Here is a 19,850-nt window from a genome sequence, read left to right as displayed (position 1 = left end):
ATTAGTCACTTAAGATAGAGAAAAATGGCTCAGTTTGTTTACAGCATGCTGCGGGTGGGTAAAATTGTTCCGCCTAAGAAGCAGATCCTTAAAGATATTTCTTTAAGCTTTTTCCCCGGCGCCAAAATTGGCGTACTCGGCCTCAACGGTTCAGGTAAGTCGACACTACTGCGCATTATGGCGGGTATTGACACCGAAATTGAAGGTGAAGCGCGCCCAATGCCGGGATTGAAAATCGGTTACCTGCCGCAGGAACCTAAACTCGATCCGAATCAAACCGTGCGTGAAGCGATTGAAGAAGCGGTAGCAGAGGCAAAAAATGCCCTGACTCGCCTCAATGCCGTTTATGCCGCCTACGCCGAGCCGGATGCCGATTTCGACGCCCTTGCAAAAGAGCAAGGCGAACTCGAAGCCATTATCCAAGCCCAAGATGCCCATAACTTAGAGTACGTCCTTGAGCGCGCCGCCAACGCCCTGCGTCTGCCAGATTGGGATGAGAAAATCGAAGTATTATCCGGTGGTGAACGTCGCCGCGTGGCGATTTGTCGCTTGCTGCTTGAAAAACCAGAAATGCTGTTACTGGACGAACCCACCAACCACTTGGATGCTGAATCTGTGGCGTGGCTTGAGCACTTCCTGCAGGAATATGCCGGTACTGTGGTCGCGATTACCCACGACAGATACTTCCTCGACAATGCTGCTGGCTGGATTTTAGAACTCGACCGCGGTGAAGGTATTCCGTGGGAAGGTAACTATTCTTCATGGCTTGAGCAGAAAGATGCCCGTCTGAAGCAAGAATCGGCCACCGAAAGCGCCCGTCAAAAAACCATTGCAAAGGAATTGGAATGGGTACGCCAAGGTGCGAAAGGCCGTCAGTCTAAGGGCAAAGCCCGTATGGCGCGCTTTGAAGAGCTGAACACTAACGATTACCAAAAACGTAACGAAACCAACGAGCTGTTTATTCCGCCCGGACCACGTTTAGGCGACAAGGTTATTGAAGTGAATAACCTGACCAAATCTTACGGTGACCGCGTTTTGATCGACAACCTGTCGTTCTCTGTGCCTAAGGGCGCGATCGTCGGCATTATCGGCGCCAACGGCGCGGGTAAATCGACGCTGTTCCGCATGTTATCCGGCGCAGAAACGCCAGACAGCGGCAGCATTGAGCTGGGTGATACTGTGCAACTGGCCTCGGTTGAGCAGTTCCGCGATTCGATGAATGATAAGAACACCATTTGGGAAGAAATCTCCGGTGGTCAAGACATCATGCGTATCAACAACATGGAAATCCCGAGCCGCGCCTATGTAGGCCGCTTCAACTTCCGTGGTGGCGATCAGCAAAAAGTCATCGGTACTTTATCTGGTGGTGAACGTAACCGAGTGCATTTAGCCAAACTGCTGCAGGCGGGCGGTAACGTCTTATTACTCGACGAACCCACCAACGATTTAGACGTTGAAACCCTGCGCGCACTGGAAGAAGCGATTCTGGAATTCCCAGGTTGCGCTATGGTGATTTCGCATGACCGTTGGTTCCTCGACCGTATCGCGACCCACATTCTGGATTATCGCGACGAAGGTCAAGTGAACTTCTACGAAGGTAACTACACAGAATACTCGGCATGGTTGAAGAACACCTATGGCGCCGATGTGGTTGAGCCACACCGCTTGAAATACAAGCGCATGATAAAGTAAATCTAGATTCTAGAATCTAGACAAGTGTAAATCTGAGGAGTTTAGCTCGAAAGGGTTAAGCTCCTTTTTTATGGCATCCAGTTACGCTATGAGTGCCGTAGACTTTGGCGCTATTTCAAACTGACACTATTTCAATTCAAGCTGGCAAAGTAGGCCACCAGCATGTCCATCATCACTCTAAGTGCAGGCTGCATGTGTTTGCGGGATTGATACACGCCATACACTCCAAGGGACTGCGGCATGAACTCAGTTAACAATGGCACTAACTGACCCGAATCTAAATAGGGTTTCGCCGCCCACAGCGGTTGCATAGCAATCCCCTCGCCTGCCAGCGTGGCATTGAGCACCACCATAGAATCATTGGCGCTAAAATTCCCATTCACAGGCACATTAAACGCCTGACCTTGGTTTAACTTAGGATCGGAGTTCAGCGCCTGAGCCTGTTTAACAACCACATCGGTTTGATAAAACCGCCACATCACATCGCCAAAATAGGAATAGGTTAAACAGTTATGCTGAGTTAAATCCTCGGGATGCAGCACGGCGGCGCGCGCGGCAAGATAACTCGGGGCAGCGCACACAACAGACTCACATTCCCCCAAGCGCCTAGCGATAAGATTAGGGTCAAGCTCATTAGTGATACGAATCGCCAAATCAATTCGCTCGGCGACCAAGTCGACGGTTTGGCTACTCACGTGAAAATTCACACTCGCCTGCGGATAACTGGCTAAATATTGCTGTACCACGGCCGCTAAAATCTGATGTGCCAAAAATTGTGAGCAGCTAATACGCAATAAGCCTCGCGGAATCGCCACAGCGGCGTGACTGACCGCAGGCACTTCGTTAGCCAGTTCGAGCAGCCGATGGCAATAGTCCAGCACTTGCTCACCCGCTGGCGTTAAGCTGAGGCTACGCGTCGAGCGATGCAATAACCTAGCACCAGACCATTCTTCCATTTCGCTCAAGTAACGGGTCACCATAGAACGCGACATATCTAAGGCATTGGCGGCGCTGATCATGCTGCCGCGCTCAACAATAGTCACAAACACCTTAGCCGCTTCGAGTCTGTCCATGATTTATCTCCACTCTCGTTCAATCAATAACTTTCAATCAATAACTTTCAATCACTCGAAGGCCACTCACATACTCGCGTATCCACATAGCTAATAGCTATATAGTTAATAACTAAGAGTGCAATAGTACACGCAGCTATTCGTCCGATTAATGCAACAAACATGGACAGATACTCGCATTTATCTATTGATTTTTGCAACCTATACTTAACTCACTTTTGCAGCAGCTGCAAATCAATGAATGCTAAATCGAACCTTTTACTCTTTCACCCTGTGACTATAAGTGAGCCCCAAATGAACACATCGACCTATGCAATACGTAACACAGTTAACGCCACATTGAAGGCCTCGTCTAAAATAAGCCTAGCCGCCACCTTGTTGCTGGCAGGACTTAGCGCGGTCAATGCAGCGCCATTGCAAGTGAGCCATTTTAATCCGGGCGAAAACAGCATCTTTGCCGTGTCATCGAGCTTTATCAGCGGCAAACACGAAATGATGCTCGTCGATGCGCAATTTCAAAATAACGATGCCCAAACATTGGTCGACACCATCAAAGCCAGCGGTAAAAAGCTGACTCAGGTGTATATCAGCCATAGCGATCCTGATTTCTATTTCGGCTTAGCCGTGATTAAAAAGAATTTCCCCGATGCACAAATCGTCGCGACTCAAACCACTGTCGATGCGATTAAAGCCTCAATGGAAGGCAAACTCGCCTACTGGGGGCCGATTTTAAAAGATAATGCGCCAAGCGAATTAGTGTTACCTAAGGCGATTCACAGTGACACTTTTACCATCGACGGTGAGCAAGTGATTATCAAAGGTTTTAATGATAAACACCCTAAACACACTTTCCTGTGGGTGCCATCGGCAAAAACCATTACAGGTGGCGTGGAAGTATTTGATAACACGCATGTTTGGATGGCTGACACTCAAACTGCCTCTGAGCGTCAGGAATGGTTAACCCATTTAGATGCAATGGAAAAACTGCTGCCGACCACAGTGATCCCAGGGCACTATTTAGGCGAAGCGCGATTTAATACCCACGCCATCGGTTTTACCCGTGAATATGTAAAAGCCTTTGAAATCGCTGCAAAAGCCTCGAAAGATTCAGCCGAATTAATCCAAAAGATGCTGGCGCTATACCCACAAATGCCAGCCGATGCAGGGCTTGAGATCAGCGCCAAAGTTTACATGGGCGAAATGACCTGGCCTATGTAAGCCTAGTCATACCTATCTAGGCGATTAGATACAAGCATTTAAGTGCAAATAGTTAAAGACAGGCACGTGAGCGATTGCGTGCCATTTTTTAGCTAAATAACGGTACCAACCTAACTATTTTAATCGATGTTCTCAAAGGGCTTAAGTCGCTAATGTCGCGACGAACTTAAGCCAAAAGGTTTAACACTATGACTCAGCCAACAGCTCATCCAACTAGCACAACCAGCAGCACAGCAACGGCCAAAGAGCGCACTCTGCACGCCATTATCGACCCTTTATGTGGTTGGTGTTATGCCGCAGCGCCTTTACTCGATGCCGCCGCAAAAGCAGGCTTTACCATTAAGCTCCACGGCGGCGGTATGCTCACGGGCCCAAGACGTAAACAAATCGATGCTAACTGGCGCGACTATGTTATGCCCCACGATCTGCGTATTGCCGAGCTAACCGGACAACCTTTTGGGGAAAACTATTTTGATGGTCTGCTGCGTGATACCACAATCGTACTCGACTCGGCGCCTCCTATTAAAGCCATGCTCGCAGTCGATGCTATGGGTGGCGACAGTCTGGCCTATCTACACTCAGTGCAACTCGCCCATTACCGCGATGGTCACAGCGCCAGTGATGAGGGCAATCTCGCAAGGTTGGCCGCTGACCTTGGGCTCGACCCTATGAGCTTTGCGCAGCATTATGCCCAAGGTGAAGACAAGCTATATGAGCATATTGTTGAATCCAGAGCATTACTGAATCTGATGGGTGCCCAAGGCTTCCCTTCAATGGCTATAGAGGATAATGACAGCAACATCACCGCCATTAATATCAACCGCTTTTATGGCCAACCCGCCCAGTGGTTAAGCCATCTTGAAGCACAGTTTGAGTCGTAATCATGCCAACGCTTAATGGTGTTCCAACAAGCTCTTTAGTGAGTGAGCCTGCTCAGTTAAATCTTATCGAAACAGCAAGGCAAACTGATGCGAATCTTGCACTTGTCAAAAGTACTTACGATGGACATAGCTCAGCCGAAAATGCTAAAAATCTTGAGCATGCACTGACAAATGACGCACACTGGACAGAGGCGGCAGGTTTTCCCTATGCGGGCACTTACATAGGTTTTAGCGCGATAACCGCCAAGGTGTTCGCCCGCCTCGAAACTGAATGGGATAACTATCGCGTCGATATAGAAGACTATGTAGCCCAAGGCGATAAGGTTTTTGCCTTCGGCACTTATTCAGGTACTTATGTCAAAACAGGCAAACATTTTAGCGCCCGAGTCGCCCATTTATGGAAGATACACAGCGGCAAAATCGTCAGTTTCGAGCAGTTTGTTGATAGTTATACCGTCGTCAATGCCATGTAACTGCCAATACCATGTAAAGACAGTCATGCACTTATAGACATGCAATGATGGAATAACTGAATCACGAGGCGGGCAAGTTTAATTTAGCCCGCCCCACGACTTGCCGATGTTAAGCCTTATCCGTATGATTTAGTGTTTTCAATAGGTTGAGCACTTGACATTAAGTACTTAAGATTAAGCTCTTGCGATTAAACGTTTGGATTAAGCGCTTGAAATTGAATTCGTCAAGCTGCACGTTCGAAGACTCATCAACTCAAGTGTCTAAAATGACAAAATAAATAACTAAAACAAGAACAAGGATGCGGTCTAATGCAAATCAATTCGATGCCAGTCGGGGCTCACCCAATCACGCTATCTATGACGCGACTTAGCCGAGCCAGCCAATGGATACTCAAGCAACAGAGAAAATTCACGCCCCTGTTATGGCTTGTCACCGCACTCCCCTTTACCTCACTTGCGTTAACCTCACTGACGACCAATGCAAGTGAAGCCGAGCTAGAGCTAAAAGTTCAAGAAAACAGTGTCACCGATGGCCCTTATGTGTTTTTAGATGATGCTCAAAAAGACACAGCCTATTGGATTTGCCAAAGCGAGCTAAAACAAACACCGATTGCGAAGGCGCAGTTAACTCGCCCTGCCAGTTGCGGTGAATTACCCCAACCGCACCTTCACACACAAGCTGTCACGGTTGAGCCAGATACCTTCACCCATGTCAGCAAAATTGTCGCCCTTAGCGATGTACACGGCCAGTTTGATGTAATGATTAACTTGCTAAAAGCCCATCAGATTATCGACAAAGATAACCACTGGGCCTTTGGTGACGGTCATATGGTGATGACGGGCGACATGTTTGACCGTGGTCATCAAGTCAATGAAGTATTGTGGTTTTTATATACCTTAGACCAAGAAGCCCAAGCTGCGGGCGGACGCTTACATCTACTCATGGGCAATCACGAGCAAATGGTGTTTCGCGGCGACTTACGCTACGTCAACGAACGCTACCAAGTCTCGGCAGATTTACTCAAACGCAGCTACGATGCGCTCTACAACAAAGACACCGAAATAGGCCAATGGCTTCGCAGCAAACATACTTTAGTCAAAATCAATAATATCTTGTTTATGCACGGCGGCATCAGCCCTGAATGGGTAGAGCGTAAATTAAATATCAACGATGCTAACCAACTATTTCGGCAGCATTTAGATGATAAAAAAGCCGAGTTGAAAAAGGATGATTTACTCAACTTTTTGTTTTTTACCAATGGTCCAACTTGGTATCGTGGCTACTTTAAAGATGAACTGAAAGAGTCGGATATCGATAGCATACTGAACTATTTCAAGGTCGATCATATCGTCGTAGGGCACACATCTCAGGAACAAGTGCTTGGGCTTTATCATAATAAAATCATTGCGATAGATAGCAGCATTAAGAATGGTAAATCCGGTGAGCTGTTACTTATCGACGCTGGCAAACTCCGCCGAGGTTTGTATCAGGGTGAGCAGGTTTCGCTATAACCTGCCTTACTACTATCTTTTGCCCCAATACGTGAATGAGCTAGCGCCCTAATCCATGAATGCGCTGGGGCAATAAGGCATGAATGAGCAAGGATAAAATGGGCGCCCGCCATGGTTCTCAATCGACATAACGCTCAATCTGTATGGCTCTCAACATTCACCCATCTTAATATTCATAAGTTCGCCTGTTTTAATTAACTCTGACTATACTCAAGCCAAGTGCGACTCACCTAAGTGCTGGAGTAGAAATGGGGAAGAAATTACTCACATTATCTAGCTTTTGCTTGTTTCTATTCAGCTTCTATCCCCCAGCATTTGCGGGCAGGGAACTCCAATTAGTCGCCACTAACTATCCTCCTTTTTATGCCGATGCTTTACCTGAACAGGGCGGCGTTGCGCAAGTCGTCAAAGAAGCTTTTAAACGCCAAGGTTACACTGCCAGCCTCAAGTTTTATCCCTTCGCCCGCGCGGCTTTACTCGTTAAAACTGGCCAAGCTGATGGCATCATTGGGCTCTGGTATCGTAAAGAACGCGAGCAATGGGCCCAATATTCTGCGCCTATCCAACCCGTACAAATTGTGTTTTATAAACGTAAAGATTCACCGCTGAGTTTCAGTCAACTTTCAGATCTTAAACCTTTCACTATCGGTATAGGTCGCGGTTACGCTAATCCACCAGAAATCTTCGCCGCGGGGCTCACCACAGAGGAAGGAAATTCGGATGAGATGAATCTCAAAAAGCTGTTTTTAAAGCGTATTGACTTAGTCTTGATTGGCCATAACTTAGCGGTGTATTTAATTAAAAAAGGACCAAGTGAATATGAGGGTGCCTTTGAGCAAGTCGGCCACCCCATAGCGACTGAGGTATTTCATTTAGGGATCTCTTTGGCTGTGGCGGATCATCCGCAGTTAGTGACGGATTTTAATCAAGGTTTAGAAAGTATGCGCCGCGATGGACGATTAGCAGCAATTTTAAGCCAATATCCTCAGGTTGAAACGACTCAAGCGCCGATTGAAAAAACGCGAACAGAAGTCCATCCCTAAAGTCCGTCCAGCTTTTAAAAAACAATAACAGTACAAAAAAACAGCGAAACTCTCGTTGAATTGTGCTCAATGCTCAAAAAACACAATTTCTTTCATTTTCGTTCGCTTACCTTTACAAACTTTTACCCAACTGGCGTACGTTATTCACTAGAATAGCGCCATTAGAGCGATTACCTTTTTAAACTGCCTTTGCGCGAGATAATAATTACAATGAAAAAAACCATTATTGCCATTGCCCTGCTTGCGATTATCGCCACAGCGGTGAGTTTTAGTGATGTCCTTCAAGCGGCTAAACCCGAGAACGCACCACATCTTATGCGTACCGTTCCTGTGGTCACGGGTGAAGTGATTGAATATCCATTAGCGCAATCTATCTCTCTTATCGGCAAACTCGCGGCTGAACGTGCAGTGATCATTGCACCGCAAGTCACAGGTAAGATTAAACAAGTCGCAGTGACCTCAAACCAAGCGGTGAAAAAAGGCCAGTTACTGATTGAACTCGATGATATGAAAGCCCAAGCCGCCGTCGCCGAGGCCAATGCTTTCCTCAATGATGAAAAACGTAAACTCAAAGAATTTGAAAAACTGATCAGCCGTAACGCCATTACCCAAACCGAGATTGACGCACAAAAAGCCAGTGTTGATATCGCCCAAGCACGCTTATCCTCCGCCCAAGCAGATTTACATTACCACTCGCTGATAGCACCGTTTGCGGGTAATACTGGCCTGATTAATTTCAGCGAAGGCAAGATGGTCAGCATGGGCACTGAGTTGATGTCGCTAGATGATTTGTCCAGCATGCGCCTCGACTTACAAGTACCTGAGCATTTCCTATCGCAACTGAGTATTGGCATGCAAGTGTCAGCCACCAGTCGCGCTTGGCCGAATGAAATCTTTACTGGCAAAATGGTGGCTATCGATCCCCGCGTCAATGAGGAAACCTTAAACCTCAAAGTACGAGTGCTATTCGATAATCCGAAGAAACGCTTAAAACCGGGCATGATGATGTCGTCAACCATCACCTTCCCAGCGATTTCAGCACCTATGGTGCCAGTGCAAGCTCTTGAATATTCAGGAACTAAACGTTACGTATACGTAGTTAGCGCCGACCACATTGCCCACCGCACAGAAGTGACACTCGGGGCACGTATCGATAACCAAGTCTTAATCGAAAGCGGTTTAAACATAGGTGACAAAGTCGTGGTACAGGGCTTAGTCAATATGCGCGATGGCCTGCAAATCAATGAAGTCACGCTCGATGATAAAGCCTCAGTCCGTGCGACAGAGCTTTCAGGTCCTAAAGCAACGGAGACGAAATAATGTGGTTATCCGATGTTTCGGTTAAACGCCCTGTCGTTGCCATCGTTTTAAGCTTACTGCTGTGTGTATTTGGCATAGTGTCGTTCACTAAACTGTCGATACGGGAAATGCCCGACGTCGAAAGCCCTGTGGTCACCATCAGCACCAGTTACTCGGGTGCATCGGCGGCGATTATGGAAAGCCAGATCACTAAGACTTTAGAAGATGAGCTAACAGGGATCAGTGGTATTGACGAAATCACCTCGACCACTCGTAACGGTAGCTCGCGTATCACAGTTAAATTCCTCCTAGGTTGGAACTTAACCGAAGGGGTCAGCGATGTGCGTGATGCTGTGGCCCGCGCCCAACGCAGACTCCCAGAAGATGCAAAAGACCCCGTCGTCTCAAAAGACAACGGCTCCGGCGAACCCTCTGTCTATGTGAACTTAAGCTCGAGTGTGATGGACCGCACTCAATTAACGGACTATGCCCAGCGAGTTCTCGAGGACAAATTCAGTTTAATCAGCGGCGTGAGTTCTATCAGCATTTCCGGCGGCTTGTATAAGGTCATGTACGTCAAGCTCAGGCCCGAACAAATGGCAGGACGTAATGTCACCGCAACGGATATTATCAACGCCCTGCGTAAAGAGAACATAGAAACGCCCGGCGGCCAAGTGCGCAACGACACCACTGTGATGTCGGTGCGTACCAAACGCTTGTACTACACGCCGAAGGATTTCGACTATCTTGTGGTGCGTACCGCCAGCGATGGCACGGCTATCTACTTAAAAGATGTGGCGGATGTGGCTGTTGGCGCACAAAACGAAAACTCGACCTTCAAAAGTGACGGCATAGTTAACATCAGTTTAGGCATTATTGCCCAGTCCGATGCCAACCCCCTGCTCGTTGCCAAAGAAGTGCATAAAGAAGTTGATCGCGTACAAGACTTCCTGCCCGAAGGCACTAGCCTAGTGGTCGACTTCGACTCGACCGTATTTATCGACCGCTCGATTAACGAAGTGTATAGCACCCTTTATGTCACCGGCGCCTTGGTCGTACTCGTGCTGTATATCTTCATTGGACAAGCACGAGCAACGTTAATCCCAGCGGTGACGGTTCCAGTATCTTTGATCTCGGCATTTATCGCCGCCAACATGCTAGGTTATTCGATTAATCTACTGACATTGATGGCATTAATCCTCTCCATCGGTCTAGTGGTGGATGATGCGATTGTGGTGGTTGAAAACATTTTCCACCATATCGAAAAAGGTGAAGAGCCCTTACTCGCCGCCTATAAAGGTACTCGAGAAGTGGGCTTTGCCGTTATCGCCACTACGGCGGTACTGGTGATGGTATTCCTCCCAATTTCCTTTATGGAGGGCATGGTCGGACTACTATTTACCGAGTTTTCCGTGATGCTGGCGGTGTCAGTGCTGTTCTCCTCCTTAGTGGCACTCACACTTACGCCTGTACTGAGCAGTAAATTACTCAAAGCCAACGTCAAACCGAATCGCTTTAATCGTTGGGTCGACAGCGGCTTTGCTCGCATGGAAAGCGTTTATCGCGTCGCCGTGACTCGAGCGATTAAACTCCGTTTACTCGCGCCCTTAGTTATCCTCGCTTGTATCGGCGGCAGCGCTTGGTTAATGCAACAAGTACCGTCACAGCTTGCGCCGCAGGAAGACCGCGGCGTGTTGTTCGCCTTTATTAAAGGCGCCGAAGGCACCAGTTATAACCGTATGACAGCCAACATGGACATAGTCGAAGACAGACTCATGCCCTTGCTAGGTAAAGGTGTGCTGCGATCCTTCAGCGTACAAGCTCCCGCCTTTGGTGGCCGTGCTGGCGATCAAACTGGCTTTGTCATCATGCAGCTAGAAGATTGGGAACACCGCGATGTGACTGCGCAACAAGCCCTTGGAATTATTAGCAATGCCTTAAAGGATATTCCAGATGTAATGGTTCGCCCTATGATGCCAGGCTTTAGAGGGCAATCGAGCGAACCCGTGCAATTTGTACTTGGTGGTTCGGACTATGCCGAACTGTTTAAGTGGGCGCAGATATTGAAAGAAGAGGCTAACGCTAGCCCTATGATGGAAGGGGCTGACTTAGACTACGCAGAAACAACGCCAGAACTCATTGTTACTGTCGATAAAGAGCGCGCCGCAGAACTGGGGATCAGTGTCGACCAAGTATCGGAAACCTTAGAAGTCATGCTGGGTGGACGCACCGAAACGACCTTTGTTGATCGAGGTGAAGAATACGATGTGTATTTACGCGGTGATGAAAACAGTTTCAACAATGTCGGTGACCTGAGCCAAATCTACATGCGGTCAGCTAAGGGTGAATTAGTCACTCTCGATACTGTCACCCATATAGAAGAAATTGCCTCGGCACAAAGATTAAGCCACACCAATAAGCAAAAATCGATCACCCTCAAGGCTAACGTCAGTGAAGGTTACACCTTAGGTGAAGGCTTAAAGTTCCTTGACGCTAAAGCCATTGAATTATTACCTAAGGATATTTCGATTGGTTACACGGGCGAATCCAAAGATTTTAAAGAAAACCAAAGCAGTATCTTTATCGTATTTGGTTTAGCTTTACTGGTTGCCTACTTAGTATTAGCCGCACAGTTTGAGAGCTTTATCAACCCGTTAGTGGTAATGTTTACTGTGCCTATGGGTGTATTCGGTGGTTTCTTAGGACTACTGATCACCAGCCAAGGGATCAACATCTACAGCCAGATAGGCATGATCATGTTAATTGGTATGGTGACTAAAAACGGTATCCTCATCGTGGAATTTGCCAACCAATTGCGTGACCGCGGCTTTGAACTCGATAAAGCCATTATCGATGCGTCATCCCGTCGTTTACGGCCAATCCTAATGACAGCCTTCACTACCTTAGTGGGCGCTGTGCCGCTAATTTTCTCGACGGGCGCAGGCTCAGAAAGCCGTATTGCTGTAGGTACTGTGGTGTTCTTCGGAATGGCGTTTGCTACCTTTGTGACCTTACTGGTGATCCCCGCCATGTATCGATTAATCTCGGCCACAACGCACTCCCCTGGTTATGTTGAAGCTAAACTCGAAGCGGCGATTAAAGCGCAAGAGTTAGCGGCAAAACAGCAGGAACTCGCACCTAAAGCCTAGCGCTAATCATAGTTGTTGATAATCGAATAACAAAAAGCCAAGACACTCAGTGTCTTGGCTTTTTTCTCATTAACGTTTTAAGCGTTTTTTGCTTTATTGGCTAAGCCTAAAAGTAAACCGAGACCAGCACCAAGCGGTTTTTGACGGCGCGTTAACATGTTTCCGAGCGCGACCAGCAAGAGTCCCACGCTTGAATACCAAGTCCACTGATAATCCTCAAACACACTCGATACACTTAACGCCACCACAGGGGTAATCACCAACAGATACGCAGCGGCATTAGCGCCAATTCGCTCAACCAAGATCAAATAAGCGGTAAAGCCAACCACAGAGGCGATAACGGCTAAGTAGAACAAGCTGCCAAGATAGCTGGTTGTCAGCGGTAAACTAAAGCTTAAATCTTTAAACCAGATGATCAGCAGTAACGCCGCACTGCCATAGCACATGGCATACGCTGTTGAGGTAAAGGGCGACACATTATCGCGCGAGTTGCGCATACTGATCATGTTACCAATCGAGAAAAACCACGTACCTAACAGCGAAAACAATAAGCCCCACACTAAATTTTGTGACCACTGAGTCACGAGCAAATCGGCACCAAAGAGTAAGCTAATGCCCCCCAGACCGACACTAACGCCTAACCAAAAATTGCGGCTGGTTGGCGTGCCGTAAAAAATGCGGCCATGTATCGCATTAAAAATGGGGGCAGTGGCCATAATTACTGCAGTTAAACCGCTGGCGATATAATGGGTTGCGGTATAAAACGCGATAAAGTTCAAACAAAATAGACACACGCCTTGCAGTGCAAACCAAGGATGCTGCCTAAGCTTTACCGCTTGCAGCTTGTTAAAGGCAAAGCCAATGGCGAACATCAAGAGACTCGCAATCGCAAACCGATAGAAAATCGAGACTTCCGTCGCCACCTCACCGTGCTGCCACTTAATGGCAATCCACGAAAAACCCCACACAAAAATCATCAGCAAATACATCACAGCAGCCATAATGAGTCCCCTACACCTTCATAAAATGCTTAATGAGGCAAACTATACAGCGATGGCTTTCGTCCTTATGTCACCATCTTGTTGGCCATAACACGATATTGCGGTTTTAATCGCGAGCGGACGTTGAGCCACGCCCATAAGTGCGATAATTTGGAAAGACAAAATGCTTAGCCAGTGAGATCACTAGGAACCCATGGAGCCCAAATACATCAGTTTTGATAAATCCGCCAAAACCTGTATTCGTAAACAAGCGATTACGGAGGATTTATCTTGGGCTCATTATCAAAATGCGAGCGAGCGTCTGTATTACCAAAACGATGCACAACATACGCTGAGCATGTATCTGGATGGCGGCTACGAAACCCACAGAACCGATATCAAGGCCGACTATGGCGCGCCCAGTAAGTTTTGTCTTATGCCCCAAGGCTGCCAAAGCCATTGGCAACTGGGGCAACCGCAGCAGTTTATGCATTTGTATTTTAGCGATGAACATCTTAAAAAATTGGCGGTGCAAGTCTTTGATAAAGATCCACGCCAAGTGCGTTTACCTGAGTTGACCTTTGTCGATAATCCGAGATTAGAGGCGCTGTTTCGACATCAAGTTGCCGGGCTCGATTGGCAGACGAGGGATCACCATCTGATGATGGAACAGGTAACCGACACTGTGCTGGTGACTTTGCTGCAAAGCTCAGGCTTTAATTTGTCGGTGGGGCCAATTAAGGGGGGACTCGCACCTAAAGTGGCCAAAGCGATCAAAGAGTTTATTTATTGCCATTCACATCGGCAGATTTACCTGTCTGAGTTGGCCGAGCTTGCCCAGCTTAGCGAGTACCATTTTTGCCGCATGTTTAAATGCCAATTTGCGATGACGCCGCAGGAGTATTTGCTGCAAGTGCGCATTGAAAAGGTCAAACAAAGCTTGAGCCATTCAACGCAATCCTTGACCGATATCGCCCTCAATAATGGCTTTGCCAATCAAAGTCATATGGGGCGTTACTTTAAAAAACTCAGCGGCATGTCACCAGGGGAATATCAAAAATACCATAGGAGCTAACATACGCTTTGGGTTCACCATCTCAACGGCTGAACCCAACACTCTAACATCCTTGAAAACCCTATTGCTTCGATATGCTATAGTGCCCTTACTCCCCTAGCCGCTGGAAAACGCCTTGAAAAAAATAGCTTTATTTGTCGATGTACAAAACATCTATTACACCTGCCGCGAAGCCTATGGTCGCCAATTTAATTATCGTAAACTGTGGCAACACTTAGGCTACGAGGGAGACATAGCGTTGGCCGTGGCTTATGCCATCCATAAGGGCGACGATGGGCAATTGAAATTCCAAGACGCACTAAAGCACATAGGTTTTGAGGTGAAGTTAAAACCGTTTATTCAGCGTAGCGATGGCTCGGCCAAAGGCGATTGGGACGTGGGGATCACTATCGATATTATGGAAGCGGCGAGTGAAGTGGATACTGTGATCTTATTGTCTGGTGATGGCGATTTCGATTTATTGCTGCAAAAAATTCATCAAAAGTATGGCGTTGAAACCCAAGTGTATGGCGTCCCTACCCTGACAGCTAAATCCTTAAGGGATGCAGCGAGCCAGTTCCATCCCATAGATGAGGCGTTATTGCTCTAGTCAAAAGACAGAATGCGCCTATCCATCACGCTAACCGTATCTAACTCATTTACTCTTTCACCCTCAATGTAGAGACGCTATGTTGAGCTTCTACTTTAAAGATGAAGCAAGTCACTGATAGGTAATGTCCGTATACATAGGGGCGAGATGTTTTAGAAAGGCATTACGGGTCGATAGCGGAATATGTTGCTCTTTCATCGATTCAATCAAATGGCCAACTAAGGCATCGAAATCCGCTTGAGTAATATTCAAGCCTCTATGACTGTGCTGCATACTTTCGCCGTGATACACGCAGCCACCATCGGCAACCAAACAAAAATGTTCAATGACACGCTCACGAAATAGGGCAATATCTGTCTCTTGGAAGTGATGCACTATGCGTGGATCTGTGGCAATACGAGCCAGCAAACCATCGACTATCGCCGATACGCCTGCGTTACCACCTAGCTCTTGATATAAGGTCTGATGGCTTGCGGTTTGGCGACTCAAGTGATTTTGTGATGCTGAGGTTTCGGTCGTTTGCACCGCACAGCCAGTGAAAAAAAACACTGCGACGAAAGGTAATAGCTTCACCCGTAAACGCCTCATAACGCTCCCTCCACCGACAGGTACCAACCCCGTTGCTCTTCAAACCCCGCAATACTGCCCAAATTCGCATAGGCCGTCACCACGGAAAGATGCTTATTGATAAACCAAGCTAAAAACACATCTTGCCAATCATCCTCCTGGGCAAAAGCTAACTCATCGGGTTTCTGACGATATTCAATACCCAGTGCCACATTATCCGTCAGCAATACCGCGGCAGAGGCTTCGAGCACAAACTGGTAATCATGATTGGCTTGAGTACCAAAACCCAATAAACCCGTTTGATTCGCCTTGGTCGCGCGCACGGTCCCATTGAGTAATACATTTCGTCCCGCTACCGCATCAAAAAATACTTTGCTGGCAGCAATATACACATCTAAACCCCAATCATCCCGCGCCCCAACTGCCTGAGGAATCGCAAAGTCATCGACTCTTTTATACTGGGCACCTAAGGTAATTTGCGGCATAGCCGTATAAAGCAGCTCTCCGGCAAGCTTGTATTTTACGCCGAAGATATCTTGGCCTAACTCGCCGCCCATAGTATCCAAATCAAAGGTTTGCCGCGCAACGCTCAGCTCGAATCGATTATCAAAACTCAAAGAAGCACCGATCACTTTCAGCGTAAAATCATCGACATAGACACCCGTCGCCATCGCCGTTGCCGACCATTCACCGCTACTACCATAACCGTTGATCACGGCCCATGGCACTATGCCACCGCCAGCACTGCCTTCAATCATCGTCCCGCCGCCAGTCCCGACCACACGGCTACCTTCAGCAAACGTAGGAACAGTGCCCAATAGTAAAAATAGGCAAAACAAAGCCTTAACATAATTCCAAGTTAATGAATTCAACTTCAATGCATTTATGGAAATGTTCACTGGATGCTCCGCTCTAATTCTTTCGACGATGAATCGTTAGTCTAACGTCTTTGCATATTGACTTGAGTAAACGCGCTTATGCATCAGAAGTATTTGGATGGTTAAACGCCTCGAACCACAGATCAAATTCAGCCGCTTTTAAGGGTTTCGAAAACACGTAACCTTGAATGATATCGCAATCGAGATTACGCAATATCTCAACACCTTCTTGTTCTTCAACGCCTTCGGCTACTACGGTAAAACCTAAGCCGTGGATCAATTTAATACTCGTATCGACTATCATCACATCTTGGCTATCCGTGAGCATGTCTTTGATAAAGCTGCGATCAATTTTCACTTCATTAACAGGTAAAATTTTCAAATAGGCTAATGATGAATGACCTGTGCCAAAATCATCAATGGCAACAGACACGCCCATGTCACGGAATCGCTGTAATACACTCACCACAGTCTGTGCATCTTTCATCACGGCGCCTTCAGTGACTTCGATACAGAGTGCACCGCTTGGCAGATTATTGTCTTTCAGTAAAATGGCGATTTGATTCGGTAAGCGAGTATCGACTAAATCATGGGCCGACAGGTTAATAGCCAGTTTTAGCACTATACCCCGCCGCTGCCATGTCACTAATTGCTGAATTGCCTGCTTCAATACCCACTGGCTAACAATATCAATGTTGCCTGAATTTTCAGCCAGTTGGATAAATTCATCGGGCGGAATAAACCCTAGCGTAGGATGTTGCCAACGGATCAATGCCTCGGCGCCAGTGCACTGGTTTAGGCGTAAATCCACTTTAGGTTGGAACACTAAATACAATTGGTTTTGCGCTAAACCTATAGGCAAATCACGGATAATCGTCAGCTCACGCTGATACTTTTCATCGGCGCCTTGACGATAACTGACGATGCGTTGCTCTTCGAGACAGGCTTGATTGAGAGCAATTTCGGCGCGGCGCACTAACACATCGATATCAGCACCATTACCATCGATTTCAAGTAATCCCGCCCGCACGGTAAGAGAAATATTTGAGCCTTGGATTGGAAAGGGAGACTCCAGCATATCCAATGATTTCAGCAAGTGCTCGGGGCGAATACCTTGACTATACAGAAGTAAAAATGAGTCACCGTCTAAACGCGCCAGTAAATCCGGTGTCGGTGCTAATTGCTCTAGGCGACGAGCAAAAAGCAGTAACAAAGTATCGGCATTGGCAAAACCAATAATATCGTTGATATGGCGGAAATGTTTAATATCTAACAACACCATAGCACCGGATAATTTATCGTTAAGATCCGCCAAATGCTGTTTTGCGGCAAAACGATTGAGTAAACCTGTCAAGCTATCGTGGCGAGATTGGTAGACTAAATCCTTTTCCCGCGCTTCAATATCATCGCGCATTAAGGACAAACTCTTGGCCAACACCCTCAGCTCTGCTGGCGCACCTTGAATATTGGCAGGCTGCTTACCTTGACCGATTTTGCGGGCATAATTCACAAGTTGATGCACAGGTTCAGTCAAACTGCCCGACAACCAAATCGCAATCGCAATCGCCAGTGCTAAGGTCAAAGCAAAAATCAGCAGCATATTATTGCGTAGTTGCTGATAACTTTGCTGCCACTTGAGGTTTGATTGGTGTAGTAGCGCTAATTGGCTGCCGTTGTGATCATAAAGTTTGATGCCCATAGACAGATGATCTACGGGAATACTTTCACTAGGCATTTTCAGCAAGCTAGGCAATAAGCTCGCCTGCTCAATTACGCTTAACTTTTCATTATCTGATAAGGTTGAAGCAATTTCAGTGCGGCCCGTTGCCTGATTGACAAAACTCACATCGATGCCCGTAATGGCTTTAGCTTGTTGGGCGACCTTCTCATCCAATAAAAAACCCATGCCAACCCAAGCGATTAAGGTCGGCGCCTTCACCGGCTGCAGCACAAACTGATAGCTAGCATGATCAAAATTAAGGATAGCTAACGCATTATGATTGCTGGTGGTCATATTAAATAAGGATTGAATATCATCCTGAGTGAGTCCGGGCAAACTCGAGGTCAAGAGCTCCCCTTTAGGTGATAACAATACAGCGGCGTCGGCACCAATACGAGAGCCGTGATTAGATAACACTGACTCAATGGTTTCTTGCTCACCAGTAGCAATCGCGCGCTTAAAACCAAAATCGGCACTGAGTACGGACAAACTTTGACTGAGCTGAATACCGCGATTCGATAACACTTCGAGAAACACATTCGCGCCAATATCGAGGCTTTTCTGTTGCTGTAAAAAGTTATCTTTTTCGGTCGCTGTCAACACAGAAAATGCCGTGGCAAATTGCACTAACGTCAGCACAATAAAGAAAACTAAAATCAGCCGGGCGCGAAAACTATTTAGCATGTAATGGCTTACCTTCAGAATCGTAGTGACCAAATCCCGACGGCGGAGCCGACGGTTTAGCTTGACGCTCAATGTCTAAGGACAGACTGAGTTGATTAGGACCATTAACTATCAGTAAATCCGTTGGCTCTGATGCCGCCTTCTGCCATGGATGCCAGCGCTTAACTTTATATTGACTGGCGGTAAGTCCCTTAAACTGGATCTCACCTTTTTCGTCCGTCACCGCGACAATAGGGCTATCTGCCACATAGATAAATGCCTGCATATAATCGTGAATATTACAGCCAAGCGCGACCAAACCGGGTTTATCGAACTGAATCGGCGCTTCGGCCTGACCCACATACAATTTAAGTTCGAAAGGTTTAGCTTCTGAAAAAGAATACACATGGTGGCGAGTACGATCTAAGTTGGGGAAATCCACCTTTGCACCTTTAGGCACCGCCAGCACAAAGGGAATAAAGGTTCGATTTTTTTGCGACATTTCATAATGCTCGACAGGTATTGCATTATCAGGCATTACAGCAGGGATCAGCTCCACGACAGTATCGGCAATGGCCTGTTGTTGCAGATCTACTACATTAATATTGAGTTCAGCAGCCATGACTTGAGGCGTGAAATAGATCAAAACGCAAAGTACTAACGCATATAAAACGCGATATAGGATCATCCGTTACCTCGGGCATAGTGATGCAAGGCCAACAAGTACCTTAGCTGAGTTCTGCGTAAAAAAACGATCTAGATTCATCTAGCATTGTACATTACTAATGTATTGAATAATCATCAAATTATATAGAAAAGTCGTAAAACAGTAACCATTCTAATCATTCTGTGATAATGACGCGCTCAAGTGGCAATAAGTTATAAGCTAACAGAATGGTCTGGTAATAGTTATTCATTGTTTCTTATTGATGATCCAGAAAATACCAACGATATTCCTCATTTCTGGTTTTAGTTTTAACCTAGCGAGCAATACCATCACTAAGCATCAATTGACCTAATGTTAATTAACTCCAGCTA

Annotated in this window: 16 protein-coding genes; 10 read left to right on the top strand and 6 right to left on the bottom strand. The window is 46.8% G+C overall.

Annotation, left to right across the window (positions count from 1 at the left end; translation table 11 throughout):
* Positions 1-24 precede the first annotated feature (24 nt).
* The gene (gene ettA / locus KO537_RS13595) at positions 25-1,692 is read left to right on the top strand and encodes an energy-dependent translational throttle protein EttA (protein ID WP_219234660.1); all 1,668 of its coding nucleotides are present in this window, start codon (positions 25-27) and stop codon (positions 1,690-1,692) included.
* A 131-nt stretch (positions 1,693-1,823) separates the two neighbouring features.
* On the opposite strand, the gene KO537_RS13590 is transcribed toward ettA, so the two are convergent.
* Complete coding sequence (locus KO537_RS13590) at positions 1,824-2,765, bottom strand: LysR family transcriptional regulator (RefSeq protein ID WP_219234659.1); 942 nt, start codon at positions 2,763-2,765, stop codon at positions 1,824-1,826.
* A 294-nt stretch (positions 2,766-3,059) separates the two neighbouring features.
* Between KO537_RS13590 and KO537_RS13585 the strand changes: the two genes are divergently transcribed.
* From KO537_RS13585 to KO537_RS13555, 7 genes are all read left to right on the top strand, one after another.
* The gene (locus KO537_RS13585; protein ID WP_173243465.1) at positions 3,060-3,983 is read left to right on the top strand and encodes an MBL fold metallo-hydrolase; all 924 of its coding nucleotides are present in this window, start codon (positions 3,060-3,062) and stop codon (positions 3,981-3,983) included.
* A gap of 188 nt (positions 3,984-4,171) precedes the next feature.
* Positions 4,172-4,864, top strand: coding sequence for a DsbA family protein (locus KO537_RS13580; RefSeq protein WP_219234658.1), 693 nt, complete (start codon positions 4,172-4,174; stop codon positions 4,862-4,864).
* Positions 4,865-4,866: 2 nt separating this feature from the next.
* Positions 4,867-5,337 carry a nuclear transport factor 2 family protein gene (locus tag KO537_RS13575; protein WP_219234657.1) on the top strand — a complete coding sequence of 157 codons (471 nt, stop codon included), beginning with the start codon at positions 4,867-4,869 and terminating at the stop codon, positions 5,335-5,337.
* Between the two features lie 309 nt (positions 5,338-5,646).
* Entirely contained in the window at positions 5,647-6,849 is a 1,203-nt protein-coding gene (locus KO537_RS13570) for a metallophosphoesterase (RefSeq protein ID WP_219234656.1), read from the top strand.
* A gap of 248 nt (positions 6,850-7,097) precedes the next feature.
* Positions 7,098-7,892, top strand: a complete 795-nt coding sequence (locus KO537_RS13565; protein ID WP_219234655.1) for a transporter substrate-binding domain-containing protein — start codon at positions 7,098-7,100, stop codon at positions 7,890-7,892.
* A gap of 210 nt (positions 7,893-8,102) precedes the next feature.
* The gene (locus tag KO537_RS13560; protein ID WP_219234654.1) at positions 8,103-9,212 is read left to right on the top strand and encodes an efflux RND transporter periplasmic adaptor subunit; all 1,110 of its coding nucleotides are present in this window, start codon (positions 8,103-8,105) and stop codon (positions 9,210-9,212) included.
* On the top strand, positions 9,212-12,340 hold the full coding sequence (locus KO537_RS13555) for a multidrug efflux RND transporter permease subunit (RefSeq protein ID WP_219234653.1): 3,129 nt from the start codon (positions 9,212-9,214) through the stop codon (positions 12,338-12,340). Before KO537_RS13560 ends, KO537_RS13555 begins: the two co-directional genes overlap by 1 nt.
* A gap of 77 nt (positions 12,341-12,417) precedes the next feature.
* Here the strand turns inward: KO537_RS13555 and KO537_RS13550 are convergent, their stop codons facing one another.
* Positions 12,418-13,341: an EamA family transporter gene (locus KO537_RS13550; RefSeq protein WP_219234652.1), complete on the bottom strand. Its 924-nt coding sequence runs from the start codon at positions 13,339-13,341 to the stop codon at positions 12,418-12,420.
* 193 nt (positions 13,342-13,534) lie between these two features.
* On the opposite strand from KO537_RS13550, the gene KO537_RS13545 reads away from it, so the two are divergent.
* Positions 13,535-14,395, top strand: coding sequence for a helix-turn-helix transcriptional regulator (locus KO537_RS13545; RefSeq protein ID WP_219234651.1), 861 nt, complete (start codon positions 13,535-13,537; stop codon positions 14,393-14,395).
* A gap of 115 nt (positions 14,396-14,510) precedes the next feature.
* Complete coding sequence (locus KO537_RS13540) at positions 14,511-14,984, top strand: NYN domain-containing protein (protein ID WP_006082658.1); 474 nt, start codon at positions 14,511-14,513, stop codon at positions 14,982-14,984.
* Between the two features lie 111 nt (positions 14,985-15,095).
* On the opposite strand, the gene KO537_RS13535 is transcribed toward KO537_RS13540, so the two are convergent.
* From KO537_RS13535 to KO537_RS13520, 4 genes are all read right to left on the bottom strand, one after another.
* Entirely contained in the window at positions 15,096-15,572 is a 477-nt protein-coding gene (locus tag KO537_RS13535) for a group 1 truncated hemoglobin (protein WP_219234650.1), read from the bottom strand.
* A complete protein-coding gene (locus KO537_RS13530; RefSeq protein ID WP_219234649.1) occupies positions 15,569-16,450 on the bottom strand; it encodes a DUF3034 family protein in 882 nt (293 codons plus the stop codon). The genes KO537_RS13535 and KO537_RS13530 overlap by 4 nt, the downstream gene beginning before the upstream one ends.
* A 76-nt stretch (positions 16,451-16,526) precedes the next feature.
* Positions 16,527-18,833: a GGDEF domain-containing phosphodiesterase gene (locus KO537_RS13525; protein WP_219234648.1), complete on the bottom strand. Its 2,307-nt coding sequence runs from the start codon at positions 18,831-18,833 to the stop codon at positions 16,527-16,529.
* A complete protein-coding gene (locus KO537_RS13520) occupies positions 18,823-19,500 on the bottom strand; it encodes a methylamine utilization protein (protein ID WP_219234647.1) in 678 nt (225 codons plus the stop codon). Before KO537_RS13520 ends, KO537_RS13525 begins: the two co-directional genes overlap by 11 nt.
* Between the last annotated feature and the right edge of the window lie 350 nt (positions 19,501-19,850).

Origin of the sequence: Shewanella sp. NKUCC01_JLK, assembly GCF_019345615.1 — a bacterium.
Taxonomy (GTDB): domain Bacteria; phylum Pseudomonadota; class Gammaproteobacteria; order Enterobacterales; family Shewanellaceae; genus Shewanella; species Shewanella oncorhynchi.
Note: the sequence above shows the minus strand (reverse complement) of the source record. Positions and strands in the feature narration are given on the sequence as shown.

What these genes read in the sequence shown, in the direction of transcription:
- ettA (WP_219234660.1), top strand. Translation starts at nt 25, where the DNA reads ATGGCTCAGTTTGTTTACAGCATGCTGCGGGTGGGTAAAATTGTTCCG.
- KO537_RS13590 (WP_219234659.1), bottom strand. Translation starts at nt 2,765, where the DNA reads ATGGACAGACTCGAAGCGGCTAAGGTGTTTGTGACTATTGTTGAGCGC.
- KO537_RS13585 (WP_173243465.1), top strand. Translation starts at nt 3,060, where the DNA reads ATGAACACATCGACCTATGCAATACGTAACACAGTTAACGCCACATTG.
- KO537_RS13580 (WP_219234658.1), top strand. Translation starts at nt 4,172, where the DNA reads ATGACTCAGCCAACAGCTCATCCAACTAGCACAACCAGCAGCACAGCA.
- KO537_RS13575 (WP_219234657.1), top strand. Translation starts at nt 4,867, where the DNA reads ATGCCAACGCTTAATGGTGTTCCAACAAGCTCTTTAGTGAGTGAGCCT.
- KO537_RS13570 (WP_219234656.1), top strand. Translation starts at nt 5,647, where the DNA reads ATGCAAATCAATTCGATGCCAGTCGGGGCTCACCCAATCACGCTATCT.
- KO537_RS13565 (WP_219234655.1), top strand. Translation starts at nt 7,098, where the DNA reads ATGGGGAAGAAATTACTCACATTATCTAGCTTTTGCTTGTTTCTATTC.
- KO537_RS13560 (WP_219234654.1), top strand. Translation starts at nt 8,103, where the DNA reads ATGAAAAAAACCATTATTGCCATTGCCCTGCTTGCGATTATCGCCACA.
- KO537_RS13555 (WP_219234653.1), top strand. Translation starts at nt 9,212, where the DNA reads ATGTGGTTATCCGATGTTTCGGTTAAACGCCCTGTCGTTGCCATCGTT.
- KO537_RS13550 (WP_219234652.1), bottom strand. Translation starts at nt 13,341, where the DNA reads ATGGCTGCTGTGATGTATTTGCTGATGATTTTTGTGTGGGGTTTTTCG.
- KO537_RS13545 (WP_219234651.1), top strand. Translation starts at nt 13,535, where the DNA reads ATGGAGCCCAAATACATCAGTTTTGATAAATCCGCCAAAACCTGTATT.
- KO537_RS13535 (WP_219234650.1), bottom strand. Translation starts at nt 15,572, where the DNA reads ATGAGGCGTTTACGGGTGAAGCTATTACCTTTCGTCGCAGTGTTTTTT.
- KO537_RS13525 (WP_219234648.1), bottom strand. Translation starts at nt 18,833, where the DNA reads ATGCTAAATAGTTTTCGCGCCCGGCTGATTTTAGTTTTCTTTATTGTG.
- KO537_RS13520 (WP_219234647.1), bottom strand. Translation starts at nt 19,500, where the DNA reads ATGATCCTATATCGCGTTTTATATGCGTTAGTACTTTGCGTTTTGATC.